The following is a 19,065-nucleotide window of genomic DNA, read 5'->3' as shown; positions in this document are numbered from 1 at the left end:
CGGCGTCTCGGCGCGTCAGGAGCGGGTCACGGGCGCCGGGACCGCGCCCAGCACGCGGGCGATCACGCTCTCGGCCGTCGTACCGGCGAACTCGGCCTCGGCGTCGATCACGAGGCGGTGAGTCCAGACGTGGGGCGCGAGGTGCTTGACGTCGTCCGGCACCAGGTAGTTCCTGCCGTTCGCCGCGGCCCACACCTTCGCCAGGCGCACCATCGCGATCGCGCCGCGCACCGAGACGCCGACCTGCGTGCCGGCGTCAGTGCGGGTCGCCTCGGCGAGCTCGGCGATGTAGCGCAGCACGGCGGGGTCGGCGTGGCAGGTAGCCGCGAGATCGGCCATGTCGGCGACGGCGGCGGTCGTGATCATGGGGGACAGGGAGGAGGCGCTGTTGCGCACGCCGGATCCGGCGAGGATGCGCTCGGTGACCTCGAGCGAGGGGTATCCGATCGAGGTCTTGATGAGGAAGCGGTCGAGCTGCGCCTCCGGGAGGCGGTAGGTGCCCGCCTGCTCGATCGGGTTCTGCGTCGCGATGACGAGGAAGGGCCGGCCCACCTCGTGGGCGACGCCGTCGATCGTGACTCTCGACTCCTCCATCACCTCGAGCAGCGCCGACTGCGTCTTGGGCGAAGCGCGGTTGATCTCGTCGGCGAGCACGATCGACGCGAACACGGGACCGCGGTGGAACTCGAACGTGTGGCTGTTCTGGTCGTAGATCGTCACGCCCGTGACGTCGCTCGGGAGGAGGTCGGGCGTGAACTGCACGCGGCTCGACGTGCCCTGCACGGTCGCGGCGAGCGCGCGCGCCAGGCTCGTCTTGCCCGTGCCCGGCGCGTCCTCGAGAAGCACGTGGCCCTCGGCGAGCATCGCGGCGACCACGAGCGAGACGACCTCGCGCTTGCCCATCAGCGCGAGGTCGACGTTGTCGACGAGGCGCGCGAAGGTGCCCTGGAACCATCCGGCCTGTTCGGCGGTCATCGTCATGCGCGTGTTGTTCCTTCTGTCGTTGCTGTCGTTGCGTCTGCCGTGATCACCAGCTGAACCTCTCGGAGTCTCCGTAGCCCGAGATGTTCACCCAGACATCGCGGTTGAAGCCGTAGTAGTAGCTCAGCTGCCTCGATCCGTTCGCCGGGAACGACATGGTGTACGTCGAGAGGAGGTGACCGCCGTCGCGGCTGTCGTAGAGCTTCACGGTGCGGTTTCCGCCGTAGTCGCCGAAGTTCTCGACGTTGATCCGCACGTAGCTGCAGTAACCGCCGTCCGCGTCGTTGCACGGATAGGCGTTGCCGCTCCCCGGTGTGCCCGGCGTGCGGTCGCCCTTACTGATCCAGACGCGCGGTTTCGGCTTCTTGCCGCTCGTGGCGCAGTTCAGCCCCGACCAGTCGCTCCACGCGCCCTCCGAGTTCTGCACCCGCGCCTGCACGCATCGCGTCTTCTCGTAGCCGACGTCGACCGTCGTCGACCAACTCGCCTTCGACGTCGTGCCCTGCTCCCCGCCGCCACCGCCTGTCCCGGTGTTCCACTTGATCTGCATCGCGGTGAGGTTGCGGCCGTTGCTGGCACCGGAGCGGTTGGCCTCATACGTGAGTTTGGTCGGGGCCGTCTTGCTCGCTCTCACGGTCGGGGCCGCCGGCTTGCCCCACGGCTTGACCGCGTTCGACGCCGTCGCCGAACCGCTCTCGTAAGTGAAGCCGGTGCCGCTCGTCTGGGTGCGCACGCGGAAGGTGTACGACGTGCCGTTCGACAGTCCACCGATGCTCGTCTGCAGATGACCATCTGCGAGCATATTGCTGTTCGGGACGGTCTTGCTCCCGCCCTGCCATGTCACGAGGTACGACACCTCGTCTTCGCGCGCGCCGTTGAGATCCGTGACCGGCTTCCAGGACACCACGGCGGAGCCGCCACTGGTGTTGGTCTGCGTTTCTGTCGCGCTGACCGATGCCGGCGCGCCAGGCGGCGCCGCGGCGCGCCGGGGATCGGTCCAAGCGCTCCACGCCCCCCAGCCCGCCTTGTTCTCGGCGCGCACCCGGTAGGTGTAGTTCTCCGTCGAGATCGGCACCCGGACGGTCTTCGTCACCGTCGGCGCGCTCACAACGCCGACGTTCGTGTTCCCTGCGCCGCCGCCCGTGCGCTGCACCTGGTACCGCTGAACGGGGTCGCCGTTCGCGGCGCCGCCCGTCACTTGGCCCCACTTCACCGTCATCTGCGACTCGTCGCCGACCGGTTCCGCGCCGGAGATCTGCGGCTTTCCCGGAGCGTTCGGCGGCGCGGCGGGAGAATTCGCCGCCGACTCGCGGCTCGTGTCCGACGGTTCCTTCGCGCCGTTCTTCGCCGCGACGCTGAAGACGTAGCTCTGGCCGTTCTGCAGCCCCGTCCAGGTGTGCGAGAGCGTTCCGGCCGGGAACGTCTTCTGGCTCGTGCCGTCGGGCGCCGCCGGCGAGATCGACAGGGTGTAGCTCTCGATCGGCGTGCCCTCGTTGGCGGGCGCCTGCCACGCCACGTCGAGCGAGCGGTCGTCGAAGTCGGTGATGCGCGGGGCGTTCGGCCGCTCGGGCTTCACATCGGGTGTGACGGGCGGAGAGGGCGGAGACGGCTCCGACTCGCCGACGGCGTTCGTCGCCGTCACGGCGAAGCTGTACTCCTGGCCGTTCGTCAGCCCCGTGATGGTGCAGGTCGTCGCGGGGCATTCCTGCGACACTTCGGGGCCCTGCACGCTCGTCACGGTGTAGCCCGTGATGGGCTCGCCGTTGCTGGGCGGCGGGCGCCAGCTGATGATCGCCGAGCGGTTCATCTCCTCGCTGCCGGTGACCTCGGTCGGCGCGCCCGGCCGGCCCTTCACCGTCAGCTCGACGCGCGCCTGCGCCTCGCGCTCGGGGTCGCCCGTGGCGTCCTGCACCCGGTACATCACCGTCATCGTGCCGTGGAAGTCGGCGCCCGGCGTCACCTCGACGCTCGACGCATCGTACGAGACGGCCCCCGTTCCCGCGTCGATGCGCGCGTCGACGACCGTCAGCTCTTCATCCGGGAACGGGTTGAAGTCGTTGTCGAGCACATCGATCGTGTACGTCTCACCCTGGTGCGCGTCGTCCAGCACGTCGTCGTTCGCGACGGGAACCGCGCGGTTCGTCGCCGTGACCTCGATGCGCACCGTGCCGGTGACGGGTTCGCTCTCGCCGTCGGAGATCTCCAGCTCGATCGCCGCCTGCTCGCCCTGGGCGTCCGGCCCCGCCTCGGCGACGAGCGTCTGACCGTCGACCGATACGTCGATGCGCGCGGCCTGGCCGCCCGTGACGCGGTAGCTCATCCGGTCGAGGTCGCCGTCGTCCGGGTCGTCCGTGAGTGCGGCGAGGTCGACCTCGCCGGGGCCGTCGCCCGCGCCGATCTCGAGCGAACCGTCCGTGAACTCGGGGCTGACGTTCTCGGGCGGCTGCACCGTGACCGGGATGGTCAGCGTCGAGGTGCGGCCGTTCGGGTCGTCGGGGCCCTCGCCGTCCGTCACCTCGAACGTGATGGCGTCCGGCCCGTGGTAGCCCTCCTGCGAGGTGTAGACGAGCGTCGTCGCGTCCCGCACCAGCGGCTCGCCGTTCGCGTGGATCGCCGAGACGCGGTCGGCCTGCGTGATGCGGACGGAGCCGCCGCCCTGCACGGAGACGTACTCGTCCAGCGGCAGCACCGCCGTCTCGCCGCTGGCGACCTCGAGCGGCGACGGCGTGAGCACGCTCGGCGCGAGGTCCTCGACGGCGGGCACCCTGATGAACGCCGACGCCTCCTGGCCGTCCTCGTCCGTCACGGTGTAGGTGAGCACCTGGCGCTCCTCCGTGACGGACACCCGGACGATGCCCTCGCCGACGAGCTCGCCGCCCTGTGCAGCGAGCTCGAGGGCCTCGACCGTGCCGTCCGGGTCCTCGTCGTTCGCGAGCACCTCGACGTCGGCCGTGAGCTCTTCCGTGACGTCTTCGATCAGGACGGTGTCGTCGCGCGCGACGGGCGGCTCGAGCGGCACGTCCTCGTCGACCGTGACCGAGACGAGCCCGGTCGCCCTGGCGCCCTTCTCGTCCGCGATCTCGTACTGCAGCGAGGTCTCCTGCTCCTCCTCCGGAGCCACAACGACCACGCGGTCGCCGAGGACCTCGGCGCTCATGCCGCTGACGTCCTCGGGCAGCACCAGGCCATCCTCGACCAGGCCGACCTGGTCGCCATCCGGGTCGGAGTCGTTCGTCAGCACGGGGACGGCGACCTTGCGGCCGGGCCGCACGAACAGGGCGTCGGTCTCGGCATACGGCGACTGGTTGGCGTCCTGCGCGGGTGCGATGCCGACGCGGATGGTGGCGGTCGACTCGGCGCCCAGACGGTCGCGAACGCGGTAGCTGAAGGCGTCGACGCCCACGGAATCCGGGAACGCCTCGTAGACGAAGTGGTCGCCGGCCGTCTCGACGACCGTGCCCTTCTCCGGCGCCGAGTCGATGCCGATCAGTTCGACGGAGTCGCCGTCGGGGTCGATGCCGTCGAGCGGCACCACGATCTGCGCCTGCGTGCCGGCGAGGGCCCTGGCCTCGATGTCCTCAGCCCGCGGTGCCTGGTTGCGCTCGTCGTCGCGTTCGAGGATGTTCACGGTGATGAAGGCCGAGTCGCGCTGATCGTGCGAGTCGGCGACCTCGTACGTCACGTATGCCGTGCCGGGCTCGTCCGCCGCCTTGAAGCGCACGGTGTCCTGCGAGACGAATGCGGAGCCCTGCTCCGGGTCGGGCGGCTCCACGACCTCGGGCAGCACGTGCATCTCGTCGTCGTTCGGGTGGAAGTCGTTCTCGAGCACATCGACGGTCGCGACGTCGCCGACGCGCACCGTCACCTCGTCGTCGTTCGCGACGGGTGGCTGCAGGGTCGTCGGCGCCGGGATCGGGATGATCACGACCTCGCCCGTGGCCTCGTACGGGCCGTTCGAGACGCTGTACTCGACGGTCACGGGGTCAGCGAGCGTGCCGGTGTCGGTCACGCGCAGCGTCTCGTGGTTCAGAACGGCGACGCTCACGCCCCTCGCGTCATCCGGAACCTGCACCGACTGGAGCACGAGCACGCCACCCGTCGGGTCTTCGTCGTTGCCCAGCACGTTCACGAGGGCCTCGCCGCCGGCCGGCAGGAGCGCCACGTCGCGCACCGCGACGGGCGGCAGGTCGAGGGTTTCGTCCGGAATGACGTCGATGCGCACGTAGCCCGTCGCGGAGTTCGGGCCCGCCGCCGCGAGGTAGTCCACGTATTGGGTGCCGACCTCGTCGCTCGAGAACGTGAACGTCTTGTTCGCGAAGTCGGGCACGATACGCGCGCCGGTGGCATCGCCGACGTCCGTCAGGCGCAGGTTCTCGGTCGTCGGGTTGACGTCGTTCGCGAGCGGTGCGACGGTCGTCGTCTCGCCGGCGCGCACGACGACGTGGTCGTTGTTCGCGATGGGTTCGCTCGACCCCGTGGGCCGGATGTCGAGGCTCAGCACGCCCGCGGCGCTCGCTTCGCCGTCGGACACAGTGATCGGCAGGTCGTGCGGCCCCTGCGTGCCGCTCGTCGCGCGGTAGGTGACCTGGCCGTCCGGGGTGAAGTCGACGCCGTCGCCCGGCAACGGCTCGACCGCCGTGAGGAACACGTCGTCGCCGTCGGGGTCGCGCCAATCCTGCAGCACGTTGTAGGTCACGCTCCCACCGACCTCGATCGGCACGACGGGCTCGCGCTTCGGCTCGGGCGGATCGTTCTCGCTCTCGGGCACGATCTCCACCGTGACCGTGGCCTGATCGGTGCCGCCTCGACCGTCGTCGACCTCATAAGCGAAGGTGCCCGAGCCGGACACCCCCGGCTGGACGTCGATCTGGAACGCCGAGCCGTCTTCTACCGTCGAGACCTCGCCGAGGTCGGGGCCGCCGTCTGGCGCCGTCACGGTCAGGATGTCGCCGTCGGGGTCGGAGTCGTTGTCGAGCACGGGCAGCACCGTCGAGCGACCGGCGCGCACGCCGATCTCGTCATCGGCGGCCGTCGGGTCCTGGTTCTCCTCGCTGCGGTCCGGCGGTTCGACCTCGATCGTCTCGTCGGTGGAGTCGTCCTCCTCCTCGCTCTCCTCGCCCTCCGGCGGGGTGAGGTCGTCCCAGTTGTCGACCTTGCGCAGCGAGTCGACGACCTCCCACGCCCCTCCGTCGGCGACGTCGTTGAGGACGATCACGTCGCGGTTGACGCGGAAGATCAGCTCCTCGGGAGAGTCGGAACCGGGGAGGTCGGCCGCCTCGTCGTGGGCGTCGCCCTGGCAGTCGCGCAGGAAGGCTCCGGATGACGCCCAGGCCGAGTACGCGCACCCGTTCAGCCACACGGGAGCGGCCGGCGCGCCCTCGCCCCCGCCGGACGGCGTCGCTGTCGGCTCGCCGCCCGCGAGCGGGAACTCGTGCAGCTCGGTGCTGGTCGCGAGGAAGACGCTCTCGCCGTCGGAGGACGTCTGCTGCAGCCGGGCATCGGCCGCCTCGGCGGCGGGGACCTCGGCCCGGAAACCGTCGGCGCCGATCAGCGCCCCGGTCGACCGATCGAAGACGACGGCGGTGCGGCCGACGGCGGCGATCTCGAGCGAGGCCTTCTTGCCGAGCCCCTCGACCTCGTGCGCCTGCGGTTCGCCCGCGGCGCCGTTGGCGTCTACAGGGATCTCGTAGATCGCCGACTCCTCGGGAGAGGCGGCGTACACCGTGCCGTCGCGGCCGACCGTCATGGCGGCGCCGCCGCCGAGCTCGGCGACGGGCTCCGCCTTCGACCGGTCGAAGCTGCCGATGCCGTCGGCCGGCATGACGAAGACCTCGCCGCTCTTGGGCGCGAGGACGGAGGCAGTCGAACCGCCGATCTGCACATCGGCGCCCGGTTGGAGGTCGGCGGGCGACGACATCGACATCGTGGCGACGTCGACCGCCGCGACGGTGGAGGTCTGCTCGTCGAGCAGGAGCACGCTGTCGGCCTGCTGACGCACGTCGAACGCGGCGCTCGTGGCCCGCACGGAGCCGTCGAGCTGGCGGGAAGAGTCGTTGAAGTGGCCCGTGGCGAGGAACTGCTCGTTCGTCAGCCAGACGCTGCCGTCGTTCAGGTCGAGCTCGGTCGTGGGCTCGCCCTCGTAGACCACGGCGAGGGTGGCGATCGTGACGGCGGCGACGCCGACGAAGGCGGTGCTCGCCACCACCCTGCGTCGGCCGTGCAGCCACGACGAAATAGCCATACCTCTCCCCAGTGCGCTCGCGAGCCCGTGCCGCGAGCCGCCGGCCGCGCATGGACCGGCCGTGCCAGTTTACGTGGACGGCCTGGCGGATCCCCGGGGCCCGGGGAGTTCTGCCCATACGACGGCCGCTGGGCGCACGGCCGCGGGGCGTCCGGCCCTGCCCCGAACGCAGGAAGATTCCTCGGCTCTAGGCACAACCCGCGCCGTTCGGCCTACACCCGAGGAATCCCCCTACAACCGGCACGCCCCATCCGGCATGCTCCGACGCACTGCAGAATCGCCGAGCCGCGGCAGAATCCGGATGATTCTGCCGCGGCTCGGGGAATATGCCGCGGGTCACGGCCGTCACTTCTTCGGCTTCGGCTCCTTCTTCGGGGCGCGGCCGCTCGCGGCGAGGTCCGCGTAGTGGCGCGCCGCCTCCTCTTGGCGCTCGCGCTCGGCGCCCGAGGCGATCGGCGCCCGCACGTGCTCGGGCTCGTAGGCGAACGCGTCGACGAGGTCCTGCGCGTGGTTGCGCAGGCGTGCGCAGAGCCGATCGATGTAGCTGCTCACGGCGGCCGCGCGCTGCGTCGAGAGGCGGCCGGCGATGAGATGCCACTCGAGGTGCTCCTCGATGAGGCCGAGGCCGAACAGGTCGCGCAGCCAGGTCAGCACCGTGCGGGTGTCGGCGTCGTCGATGCGCTCGATCGCATCGGTGAACGCCTCCCACTGCAGCAGCTCGCCGTGGGCCCGCGCGGCGGCGAGCAGGTCGTTCTGGTGCTGGTTGAACAGCGCGGCGCCCTCCGCCGGCGGCAGCTTGCTCGCCGGGCGCAGCGCCGCGGCGACGTCGGCGATCATCTGCTCGACCCGGCCGGCGAGCAGGTCGTGCTGCTGCTCGGCACGCAGGCCGAGCTCGACGGAGCGCGCGGTCGAGCCGAGGTCGGTGAACGCCTGCCCGAGGCGGCGCAGGCCCGCCGCGTGGTAGATGCGGCCGGCCGTCTGGCCGGCGACGGCCTTCGCGACATCGGCGGGCGGGCCGGAGAACTGCTTCGCGTAGTCGGCGAGCAGCCGCTTGCCGACGAGCTGGAGCAGCACGTTGTTGTCGCCCTCGAACGTGACGTACACGTCGAGATCGCTGCGCAGGCCCGTGAGGCGGTTCTCGGCGAGGAACCCTGCGCCGCCGCAGGCCTCGCGCGCCTCCTGGACGATGTCGAGCGCGTTCCACGTCGACAGCGGCTTCAGCGCGGCGGCCAGCGTCTCGAGGTCCTGACGGTTGTCGTCGGTGTCGGCGGCGCCGCTGAAGACGGCGTCGAACTTCTGCAGCAGCTCGTCGTGCGCGAACGCCTGCGCGTACACCGTCGCGAGCCGGGGCATTAGCCGGCGCTGGTGCCGACCGTAGTCGAGCAGGTACGTCTCGCCGCTGCCATTGTCGAACTGGCGGCGCTGGTTGCCGTAGGTGACGGCGATCGTCATCGCCAGGGCGGAGCCCCAGGTCGCGGCGCCGTCGAGCGAGACGCGGCCCTGCACGAGCGCGCCGAGCATCGTGAAGAAGCGGCGGCCGGGGCTCGCGATCGGGCTCGAGTATGTGCCGTCGGCCGCGACGTCGCCGTAGCGGTTCAGCAGGTTCGCGCGCGGCACGCGCACCCCGTCGAAGTGGAGGCGGCCGTTGTCGACGCCGTTCAGACCGCCCTTGGGGCCGTCGTCCTCGCCGCCCACGCCGGGCAGGAACTCGCCGGACTCATCGCGGATCGGCACGAAGAAGCAGTGCACGCCGTAGTTGACGCCGTTCGTGATGAGCTGCGCGAACACCGTCGCCGCCGTCGCGTGCTGGCCGGCGTTGCCGAGGTAGTCCTTCCACGCCCCGCGGAAGGGAGTATCGATGACGAACTCCTGCGCATCCGGGTCGTACGTCGCCGTCGTCGCGATCGACTGCACGTCGGAGCCGTGCCCCGTCTCGGTCATGGCGAACGCCCCCGGCAGCCGCATCTCGGCGGCGTCGCGCAGCCACTCGTCGTGGTGCGGCTTCGTGCCGAGCTGGAGGATGGCGGAGCCGAAGAGGCCCCACTGCACGCCCGACTTGATCTGCAGGCTCGGGTCGGCGACGACGAGCTCCTCGAAGCCCGCGAGGTTGCCGCCCTGGTTGTCGCCGCCGCCGTACTCGACGGGGTTCGCCCTCGCCGAGGCGCCGTGCTGCACGAGGAGGTGCGTCTGCTCGAGCGCGCGCTGGCGGTGCTCCGCGATCGGCTGCCCCTCGATGCGCCAGAACGCCGGGTCCTTGATCATCTCGCGCGCCTCGCGCCGCACGCCCGCCCACGTGCCGAGCAGGGCGTCGGTGACGGCGGGGATGTCGATACGGGCCTCGAGCGCGTCGATCGCCGTTTCGGTCGCGGTGACGGTCATCGGGGAGCCTCCTCCTGCGCGCATCGATGCGCGCTGCTGGTGCGCGCGGATCGCACGCGAGCGGTGTGGATGCCTTCACGGTATGCCCGCGACAATGCGGGCGACAATGCATTGTGTACTCCCGACACAGGCGGCCGCACACGATGCCGCGCCCGCCTGTGCTCGGGGCACAAGGGCCGCCGGACCCCCGCGCGGCCGGGCCGCAATCGCAACTGTGGCCCTCTCCGGATGCGGCGGAGGGCGACGACTGCGACATCGAACGGGCGCGGGCCACCGCAATCGCAGTTGCCGCCCTTCCTTCGGGCGCCGCCGAGGGCGACGGCTGTGACGTCGAACGGGCGCAGGCCGGTCAGTGGCCGGGCTACGCGTTCGCGGGCGATTGGGAGGCCGGCTCGCTGCCGCTCCCGCGCGTGCCCTGTTCCCCGTCGTCATCCGTAACAGGCACCGGGCGGCGGGTGACCCTGCCCCAGACGCGCTCCGCGCGGGGCCGGATGAGGTCTGCGAGCCAGCGCCAGCTGACGGTGCGGATGAAGATCATGTCGCTGAAGATCATCACGAGCGAGAACCAGGGCAGCGCCAGGAGGATGCCGATCGCGAAGTGCATGCCCGTGACGACGACGAGGCCGACGATGCGAGTCCACCGGTTCAGCAACATCAGCGGGAACAGCAGCTGACCGTACACCGCCGCGTACGTCGCGACGATGACGAGCGGCGTGAGCGGCCAGATCAGGTCGTTCAGCCACGGCAGCAGCGCCAGCTCCTGGAGCCGGAGCGTGTAGTACACCGCCGTGCCGTCGTGCCACATGGGGCCCTGCAGCTTCCACAGGGCGCTCGAGACGTAGATGATGCACAGCTGCGCGCCGACGAGGATCACCGCGACGTTGTTCGCGAGGACCGGCACCCATCGGGGCAGCCGGATGTCGCGGAAGCCGAGCGCGGGCGGCTCCCCCTTGAGGCGCCGACGGCGGGCGTCGAGCGACCACACGCGCGAGGTGTCGGCGAGCAGCAGGAAGATGAGCATGACGCGGAGCGTCTGGTGGTGGCCGGTGGCGAACAGCTGCGGGTTCGTCGATGCGAAGCCGAGCAGCACGACGACGAACAGCGGCGAGATGATGCGCATGCGCCAGCCGACCATGTAGGCGACGGCGACCGCGAGCAGCACGGCAACCTTCACGAGCGTGACGGCATCCGAGTCCTGCCGCGAGAACAGATCGGAGATCGGCCACGCGTAGTCGTCGACGCGCGAGGTGCGGTAGTACACCTCTCCCCAGCGGGAGCCCTCGCCGAACGAGTACGACATGTCGGGAAGGAACATCAGGATGAGCGCGATCGTCATCGCGCCGAAGCCCATGCGCATGACGGCCACGCCGTAGCTCGCACGGTGCTCGTCGAGCAGCCAGTGCATCAGGCGGTCCCACACGCCCGCGATGCGCGCTCTCATTCGTCTCCGCCCGTTCCACCGGTCTCGTCGTCGGCGCCGTCGCCGCTCTGCGCCGTCTCGGCGTCTTCTGCCGCACCGTCATCCGGTTCGCCGTCGGTCAGCTCGCCGTCGACGCCGGCCTTCTCCGCCCACTTCAGGAAGCTCGCGGCGAAGCCCTCGGTGCTCTGCGCCGACCATTCCATCGGGGCGCGCCAGCCGGCCTTCGAGTAGCTCGAGCTCGGCCGCTCTGCGCCGTCGTCGAAGCGGTCGTCCCACCGGATGATCGGCGACGACACGGCGCGCGTCTGCACCGCGAGGATCTCACCGTCGTCGGCCCACAGCGCCTTGGCGGCCTGGGTCGCGTAGGAGGTGGCGAAGTTCGTCGCCCTGATGAACGCCTTGGCCTCGGATGCGCCGCCCTCGTCGGCGGCGAGGAGCGCGTCCTGCAGCGGGCCGAGGTCGTCGTCCTCGTGCGTGTTGCCCTCGACCACCTCGCGCTGTTCTTCGGAGAGGTCGAAGTACGTGCTGTTCAGGCGCAGCGCCGCCTGCACCGTCAGCTGCTTGCGCAGCACCCGGCGGGCGGGCTCGGCGAGCTCGATCGAGGTCGCATCGACCCACTTGGTCGTGACCCTCTCACCGTCCGGCGTCTCGACCCACGCCCGCAGCCACAGATTGCGGTCGGAGTTGGCCGGGTTCGGCGCGAAGATGCGATAGTCCTGCTGCAGGTAGGGGTCGATGTAGTCCTCGGCCGCCTCCGCCGGCAGCGCCTCGTTGCGGAAGTCCTCGTACGGGGTGTCGTACACCGCCGTGAAGAAGATGTGCACCGCGAGGAACACGACGGCAGCGGCCGCCGTGACCCTCGCGGCGCGCGAGAGGCGGGGCGGCCGCGGCTTGTCAGCCGCGACCGCCCCGTCTTCATACGCCGGGGTGGCTTTCGTCACCCGCGCACTGTACTACGACGCGCCGCGATGACGATGCCGACGCCCGCGAGGAGCAGCAGCACCGCGATCGGCGCGATGGCACCGAGCTCGCCACCGGTGACCGCCAGGCTGTCGCCGTCGCCGTCCCCGCTGCCGTCGGTCGCCGCACCCTGCGCGACGACCTCGAACTCGTCGTCGACCGTGCCCGACTCATCACCGGCGAGCTCGACCACGTGGTCGCCGAGCTCGGCACCGGCGTCGACCGTCCAGGTGAAGGTGACCTCACCGTTGGCGTCCGCCTCCTGCGTGCCGAGGTCGTACTCGTCGGAGAACATCGTGCCCGTCACCTGCTCGCCGGCCTGGAAGCCGTAGCCGTAGGCCACCTGCTCCTGACCGCGCTCGCGCTGGTCGTGCTCGAGCTCCATCCGGGGGCCCGAGTCGTCGTCGCCCGGCTCGGTCGAGGAGTCGTCACCGGTGTCCGAACCGGTGTCGTCACCCGGCTCCGTGCCCGTGTCGTCACCCGTGTCCGAATCCGTCGTGTCGGTGTCCGTGTCCGAATCCGTCGTGTCGGTGTCCGTGTCCGAATCCGTCGTGTCGGTGTCCGTTACGGGGTCCGTGGCCGGGTCAGTACCAGGATCCGTACCAGGGTCCGTACCGGGGTCAGTACCGGGATCCGTGGCCGGGTCCGTACCGGGGTCCGTGCCCGGGTCAGTACCGGGATCCGTACCAGGGTCCGTACCCGGGTCAGTACCGGGATCCGTACCAGGGTCCGTACCGGGATCCGTACCGGGGTCCGTGCCCGGGTCAGTACCGGGATCCGTACCAGGGTCCGTGCCCGGGTCAGTACCGGGATCCGTACCAGGGTCCGTACCCGGGTCAGTACCGGGATCCGTACCAGGGTCCGTACCCGGGTCAGTACCGGGGTCCGTGCCCGGGTCAGTACCGGGATCCGTACCAGGGTCCGTGCCCGGGTCAGTACCGGGATCCGTACCAGGGTCCGTACCCGGGTCAGTACCGGGATCCGTACCAGGGTCCGTACCGGGATCCGTACCAGGGTCCGTGCCCGGGTCAGTACCGGGATCCGTACCAGGGTCCGTGCCCGGGTCAGTACCGGGATCCGTACCAGGGTCCGTGCCCGGGTCAGTACCGGGATCCGTACCAGGGTCCGTGCCCGGGTCAGTACCGGGATCCGTACCAGGGTCCGTGCCCGGGTCAGTACCGGGATCCGTACCAGGGTCCGTGCCCGGGTCAGTACCGGGATCCGTACCAGGGTCCGTGCCCGGGTCAGTACCGGGATCCGTACCAGGCTCGGTGCCCGGGTCAGTTGCTGCCTCGGTGACCTCGAACATGTCGTCCGCGGTGTTGCCGTCCGCATCCACGCCCGTGGCGGTGTAGTCAGTACCGGCCGGCGTTCCATCCGGGATCAGGTACGTCGTGTCGGTCGGGAAGTCGCCGTTCTCGTCCGTCATGACCGTGATCGGCGTGCCGACCGTCTCACCCGTGCCGTCCGTGACCGTGACGGTCACCTCGGTGTTCGGCGGCCAACCCGTGCTCGTGATCGGCAGCTCGCTGCCGGCCTCGACCGGGTCCTCCGCGGTCAGCTCGGGGGCGAACTCCGCAACATCCGCAGCGAGAACGGTCGACGACGCGAGCTGCAGTTCGACCGGGTTGGTGAGCAGGCCGGGCAGCACGTCGACCGAGAGCGCCCGCACCGTGTGCGAAGCGTCGCCCAGGTCGCCCGGCTGCGCCGGGTCGAGCGCCTGCGGCTGCTCGTTGATCGTGATCGTCGCAACGCTGTCGAGCAGTGCCTTGACCGCACCGTCGTCGCCGACCAGGCCGCTGACGATCGGGTTCAGCACACCGTTCACCGTCGGCTGGAGCGTGTCGAGCAGACCGTCCTCACCCGCGGCGCCGTTGATCACGTTGCCGAGAGTCCCGAAGATCGCCGACTGCAGGTCATCGAGGATCGGCTGCACCAAGCTGATGACGCCCGAGAGCACGCCCTCGTCCGCGATCGTCAGCGAAGCGGGGGTGTACCCATCGATGCCGAGGATGCCGCCCAGCGTGGCGGGCTCACCGGCCTCGTCGAGCAGGTCGACCGTGGTGTTCGTCACCGCTCCGCCGAGAACCGACACGCCCAGCTGGAGCCCGAAGCCGACCTCGAGGTCGTAGAGGCCGTCAGTGACGACATCGACCACCTTCGACGTGAGTGAATTAGGGCCGGTGCCGGTGAGCGCGCTAAGAACGCCCTCGGTCACCGCGTTGACGACCTCATCCGAGAGCACGTCCGTGTTCGCGGGCAGTTCGTTCAGGTCCGTGTACTCGGGGTTCGACGCCAGCAGCAGGCCAGCCAGGTCGACGTTCACCGATCCGGTGCTCAGGTCGACCGAGACCGTTGCGGCTTCGGTGTCCGTCGAGTTGTCGAGCGGCTCGTTGAGCAGCGTCGTGCTCAGCGTTTCGGTGAGCGAGCTCGTGTCAATGCCGAGCGGCGTGGTGACCGAAGCGCTCACTCCCGTCTCGCCGACAATCGGAATGTCGATCGACAGCGCGTCCAGCGCGTTCACGAGCGACGTGATCGTCCCGCTCAGCGCGCTGTCGGGGCCGATCGCGTCGTTGATCGGGGTGAGCACACCGCCGAGCGTGTCGTCGACGAGGCCTGTCACATCGCCGAGCAGCGGGCTGTGCAAGTCGAGGTTGAGGTCGGCAATCCGGTAGAGCGAGTCGACGGTCGCGCCGTCCTTCTCGATCTGCGAGCCGACAGCACCCAGTTCGATGGACGCCTCGTCGAGAAGGAGGTCCACCGCTTCGTCGCCGAGGATCTGGTCGAGGAGGCTCGTGACATCGATGCTCGCGGGGTCGCCGGAGGTACCGGCGTATGCGTCGAGATTCAGCGCGCCGTCATCGCCCAGCAGACCGGAAGCGGCGAGCGCCGTCGTCTGGGTCGTCGACTCGGCGTGACTGGAGGCCGCACCGAGCGAGCCGAGGGCCAGCAGACCGTTCTGCTGGTCGGCCGTCTTCAACAGGGGGACACTGATGCCGTCGAGCTCGAGCGCGATCAGGTCGCTGAGGACGCTGACGTCGAGATCGTTGCTGTCCGTCTCGGTCCCGCCGAGCTCGCTGAACGCGGTGGCCGCGCCTGCGACGTCGAGTCCGAGGCCCTCTGCGAAGAGCAGGTGGGCGTGCGCGGCAGCATCAGCCTCGGTCGCCTGCTCGTCAGCCGCAGCCGGCGCCGCGACCATCGCCGCTGCGATGGCTGCCACACCGCCTATCGCGACCGCGCTGAGGCCGCGGCCTCTGAAGCGCTGCTTCCCGCGCGAACGCGGCTGTACTCCATGATTCATACGTGCATCTCCCCAAGAATGCCGTAGCGAGTCGGTCGCTCCGCCCGCCTGGTGGCACGGCATTGCACCGTGCTGAGTCTGAAGACTCGGGACCTACACAATCGGTATTCCGGCAACCGCGTCCACCGCCAAGCGGTAACAATCCGATAACGGCGTTCCGGGATACGGGCAACATGCACCGCGATTCTGAACATCGTGCACAGTTCCGCGAGCAAGGACGGTCGTTCCCACTGAGACAGGAAGCCTCAAGGGTGCAGGATGGTCAACTCCCCGGGTAGGTTCGCTCCGCCCATGGGCCGCGTCATGCGGTGACACGATGCGCGCGCACCGCGCGAGCATCCCGTCATGGCGCGAGAACGACCCCGCTCCGGCAGTCAAGTGCGGGCCGGTCAGCGGCCTGAGCTCGATGCAACCGGCCCGCGGTACGGACGACTCCCCGGGCAGGTCGACTCCCCGGGCAGGTCGACTCCGCCGCCGAACGACGCCGCACGGCCGCATGGAGCTCACGCGCCGCGCGGAGGCGCCCGACTCTGCGACCGCTGCACGGAACGCATCGGCGGAAACCCGCCAGGGGCATCCAGAATCTCGCCCCCGACCAGGCCCTCCGGAATTCCGTCAGTATCGAGTTCTCCGAGCGTTCAAGCAGAATCACCGCGGATCGACGCAGAGATGCCTTCCGCTATGCGTCGAGACGCCGTAGACTACGCGCCGGTCGCGATGACCTCGAGCACGGCGCCGCCGTACTGCTCGCGCTTCTTCGCGCCGATTCCGCTGATGCCGTCGAGCTGATCCATCGATGCCGGCCGGTGCTGCGCGAGCGCCCGCAGGGTCGCGTCGGCGAACACGACGTAGGCGGGAACGCCCTGCTCCTTCGCCTGCTCCGTGCGCCAGGCACGCAGCGCCTCGAACAGCGGCTGGTCCTCCGGCGCGACCTGGGCCGCTGCCGACGACTTCTTCGCGCCGCCCCCGCCGCCGCGGGAGACGCGGCCGATCACGTCCTTCCGCAGGGGCACGGGCGTCTCACCGCGCAGCACACCCGACGACGCGTCCGTCACGGCGAGCGTGCCGTACTCCCCCTGCGATGCGAGGAGCCCCTGGGCCAGCAGCTGCCGGATGACGCTGCGCCAGTCCTGCTCCGACAGATCGGCACCGATGCCGTACGTGGCGATCTGATCGTGGCGCATGCGCCGGATGCGCTCGGTCTGCGCGCCGCGGAGGATGTCGATGATCTGGCCCGCGCCGAACGCCTGGTTGCGCTCTCTCTTGAGCCGAACGATCGTCGACATCAGCTTCTGCGATGCGACGAGCCCGTCCCACGTCTCGGGCGGCGTCAGGCAGGTGTCGCAGTTGCCGCACGCCCCCGACTCCTCGCCGAAGTACGCGAGGAGGTTCTGGCGGCGGCACGAGACCGTCTCGCACAGGGCGAGCATCGCGTCGAGGTGCTGGCTCTGCCGCTGCTGGATCGCGCGGTCGCCGTCGCTCTGGTTGATCATCCGGCGCTGCTGCACGACGTCGCCGAGCCCGTACGCCATCCAGGCGATGCTGGGCTCGCCGTCGCGGCCCGCGCGACCGGTCTCCTGGTAGTAGCCCTCGACCGACTTGGGCAGGTCGACGTGCGCGACGAAGCGGACGTCGGGCTTGTCGATCCCCATGCCGAACGCGATCGTCGCGACGACCACGACGCCGTCCTCGCGCAGGAAGCGCGACTGATTGCGGGCGCGCACGCCGGCATCGAGGCCCGCGTGGTACGGAATCGCGTCGACGCCGTTGCCGGCCAGGAACGCCGCCGTTTCTTCGACCGACTTGCGGCTGAGCGCGTAGACGATCCCCGCGGACTGCTCGGGCAGCGACCGGATGAAGCTCAGCAGCTGCTTGCGCGGCTCGCGCTTGGCCTCGATGCGGTACTGGATGTTCGGCCTGTCGAAGCTCGCGACGAAGTGCTTCGCCTGCGGCAGGTCGAGGCGCTCCGTGATCTCCTGGTGGGTCTCGCGCGTGGCCGTCGCCGTGAGGGCGAGGCGCGGGACGCCGGGGAACTTCTCACCGAGCTCGCCCAGCGCGAGGTAGTCGGGCCGGAAGTCATGGCCCCACTGGCTGACGCAGTGCGCCTCGTCGACGGCGATGACGCTGAGCGATCCGCGTTGCAGGAACGAGACCATCTGCGCCATGCCGAGGCGCTCGGGGGCGACGTAGAGGATGTCGAGCTCACCGGCGAGGTACTCGCGCTCGACCTGCTGCCGCTCGTCCGGCGTCTGGGTCGAGTTGAGGTACGCCGCATTGATGCCGTTGTTGCGCAGGGCGTCGACCTGGTCGTGCATGAGCGCGATGAGGGGCGAGACGACGAGCCCCGTGCCCTCGCGGACGAGCGCGGGGATCTGATAGCAGAGACTCTTGCCGCCGCCCGTCGGCATCAGCACGACGGCGTCGCCGCCGGAGATGACCTGGTCGACGACGGCGGCCTGGTCGCCGCGGAAGGAGCCGTAGCCGTAGACGGTCGTGAGTGCTTCGAGCGCGGTCGCATAGCGCGATGGCGCGGCCGTGGACCCGACCCGCCCTCCGGCGGGGGTCGCAGCGCTCTGAGCCGTGCGGTCGATCTGCACACCGGGCCCCGCCCACTCGATAGCACCGCCGGAATACGCCTGCTCGGCGTACGGGTCGCCGGGGTACGGCTCGCCGTAGGCGTCGTCGAGCGGCTCCTCGGGCGGCACCCACTCGTCGTCGGGGTACGGGTAGGGCTCGCTCGTGGTCACCCCTCCAGGGTAGGTGCGACCGGCGACGCTCGGCTGTGCGCCGACGCGCCTGTGGACGGATCGGCAGGGGCGGCCCCATCCGGCGCCCCGGGAGCGTACGGTTGGCGCATGGCGAGCCCACGCGTCGTGCGCAACGACGACCAGAACCGGTACGAGATCTTCACCTTCGACGGATCCGGCCGGGAGACCCTCGCGGGCTTCGCCGAGTTCATGCGGCGCCCCGGCAAGATCCGCTTCGTGCACACCGAGGTCGACCCGGCGTTCAAGGGGCAGGGCCTTGCGAACACCCTCGCCGCGGAGGCCCTCGCCGACGCGGTCGATCGCGGCGAGACGATCGTTCCGCTGTGCCCGTTCATCGCGAAGTACCTCAGCACGCACGACGTCGCCGGCGCCGACATCGACTGGCCCGCCAAGCGCTGAGCCGCACTAAGGCTTGCCTCAGCTGGCCCCGGTAGGATACCGGGGTGAGCAAGCAGGGCATGTCGACGCGCGTCCTCCTCGTGTGCGCCGCGATCGCGGTCGTGACGGGCCTCCTCGGCGGGATCGAGGGCTGGCTGTCGGTTCCGGTGCTCGCGACCGTGCCGTTCCTCTACGGCTTCCTGTTGGGCGTCCACACCCTGCCGGGCATCGTCGCGCAGGAGCTGTTCCGGATGCCGGGCGTCGCGCTGCTGACCCACGTTCTCGCCGGCCTCGTCGGCTCCGCGATCGCCCCCGTCTACATCCCCCAGTTCCTGGGCACGGCGCTGATGTTCGGGCTCGTGCAGGAGGGCGTCGCGGCGATGTTCCGCTACCGGGCCTGGAGCTGGTGGCGATACCTGATCTCGGCCCTGATCATCGGCGCGATCGTCGCCGTCGCCGTGTGGTTCGCGGCCGACCTCGCCGCGCTCCCCGTGTGGGCGCGCATCGCCTACCTCTGCCTGTCGCTGCTCGGCCCGGTCGTCTGGACCTTCGTCGGCATCGGAATCGGCAAGGCCCTCGAGCGCGCGGGGGCCGCCCCGCGCCGCGTCGCGCGCCGCTGATGCCGGGGGCCCGGGCA

The 19,065-nt window shown here is 70.3% G+C and carries 9 protein-coding genes; 2 read left to right on the top strand and 7 right to left on the bottom strand.

The genetic code is table 11. The annotated features are described in order from the left end of the window. Nucleotides 1-15 precede the first annotated feature (15 nt). The 7 genes from C0010_RS13115 to recQ form a co-directional block, all read right to left on the bottom strand. Nucleotides 16-981: an AAA family ATPase gene (locus C0010_RS13115; protein ID WP_105567535.1), complete on the bottom strand. Its 966-nt coding sequence runs from the start codon at nt 979-981 to the stop codon at nt 16-18. A gap of 46 nt (nt 982-1,027) precedes the next feature. After that, a complete protein-coding gene (locus C0010_RS13110) occupies nt 1,028-7,222 on the bottom strand; it encodes an Ig-like domain-containing protein (protein ID WP_105567534.1) in 6,195 nt (2,064 codons plus the stop codon). A gap of 345 nt (nt 7,223-7,567) precedes the next feature. Further along, nucleotides 7,568-9,601: an acyl-CoA dehydrogenase family protein gene (locus tag C0010_RS13105; RefSeq protein WP_232531958.1), complete on the bottom strand. Its 2,034-nt coding sequence runs from the start codon at nt 9,599-9,601 to the stop codon at nt 7,568-7,570. A 361-nt stretch (nt 9,602-9,962) separates the two neighbouring features. Continuing rightward, nucleotides 9,963-11,042 carry an HTTM domain-containing protein gene (locus C0010_RS13100; protein ID WP_105567532.1) on the bottom strand — a complete coding sequence of 360 codons (1,080 nt, stop codon included), beginning with the start codon at nt 11,040-11,042 and terminating at the stop codon, nt 9,963-9,965. Then, a complete protein-coding gene (locus C0010_RS13095; RefSeq protein ID WP_105567531.1) occupies nt 11,039-11,962 on the bottom strand; it encodes a DUF5819 family protein in 924 nt (307 codons plus the stop codon). The genes C0010_RS13100 and C0010_RS13095 overlap by 4 nt, the downstream gene beginning before the upstream one ends. Next, complete coding sequence (locus C0010_RS15375) at nt 11,959-15,201, bottom strand: choice-of-anchor G family protein (RefSeq protein ID WP_158685515.1); 3,243 nt, start codon at nt 15,199-15,201, stop codon at nt 11,959-11,961. The genes C0010_RS13095 and C0010_RS15375 overlap by 4 nt, the downstream gene beginning before the upstream one ends. 782 nt (nt 15,202-15,983) lie before the next feature. Next, the gene (recQ, locus tag C0010_RS13085) at nt 15,984-18,029 is read right to left on the bottom strand and encodes a DNA helicase RecQ (protein ID WP_105567530.1); all 2,046 of its coding nucleotides are present in this window, start codon (nt 18,027-18,029) and stop codon (nt 15,984-15,986) included. Between the two features lie 108 nt (nt 18,030-18,137). Between recQ and C0010_RS13080 the strand changes: the two genes are divergently transcribed. After that, nucleotides 18,138-18,449 carry a GNAT family N-acetyltransferase gene (locus tag C0010_RS13080; RefSeq protein ID WP_105567529.1) on the top strand — a complete coding sequence of 104 codons (312 nt, stop codon included), beginning with the start codon at nt 18,138-18,140 and terminating at the stop codon, nt 18,447-18,449. Nucleotides 18,450-18,493: 44 nt separating this feature from the next. Further along, a complete protein-coding gene (locus tag C0010_RS13075) occupies nt 18,494-19,048 on the top strand; it encodes an ECF transporter S component (protein WP_324999044.1) in 555 nt (184 codons plus the stop codon). The last annotated feature ends 17 nt before the right edge of the window (nt 19,049-19,065 follow it).

It is taken from the genome of Microbacterium halophytorum, from assembly GCF_002970975.1.
GTDB lineage: Bacteria > Actinomycetota > Actinomycetes > Actinomycetales > Microbacteriaceae > Microbacterium > Microbacterium halophytorum.
This window is presented reverse-complemented; position numbering and strand designations above follow the sequence as displayed.

Coding starts and splice junctions, on each gene's coding strand:
- C0010_RS13110 (WP_105567534.1), bottom strand. CDS start 7,222: ATGGCTATTTCGTCGTGGCTGCACGGCCGACGCAGGGTGGTGGCGAGC.
- C0010_RS13105 (WP_232531958.1), bottom strand. CDS start 9,601: ATGACCGTCACCGCGACCGAAACGGCGATCGACGCGCTCGAGGCCCGT.
- C0010_RS13115 (WP_105567535.1), bottom strand. CDS start 981: ATGACGATGACCGCCGAACAGGCCGGATGGTTCCAGGGCACCTTCGCG.
- C0010_RS13100 (WP_105567532.1), bottom strand. CDS start 11,042: ATGAGAGCGCGCATCGCGGGCGTGTGGGACCGCCTGATGCACTGGCTG.
- C0010_RS13080 (WP_105567529.1), top strand. CDS start 18,138: ATGGCGAGCCCACGCGTCGTGCGCAACGACGACCAGAACCGGTACGAG.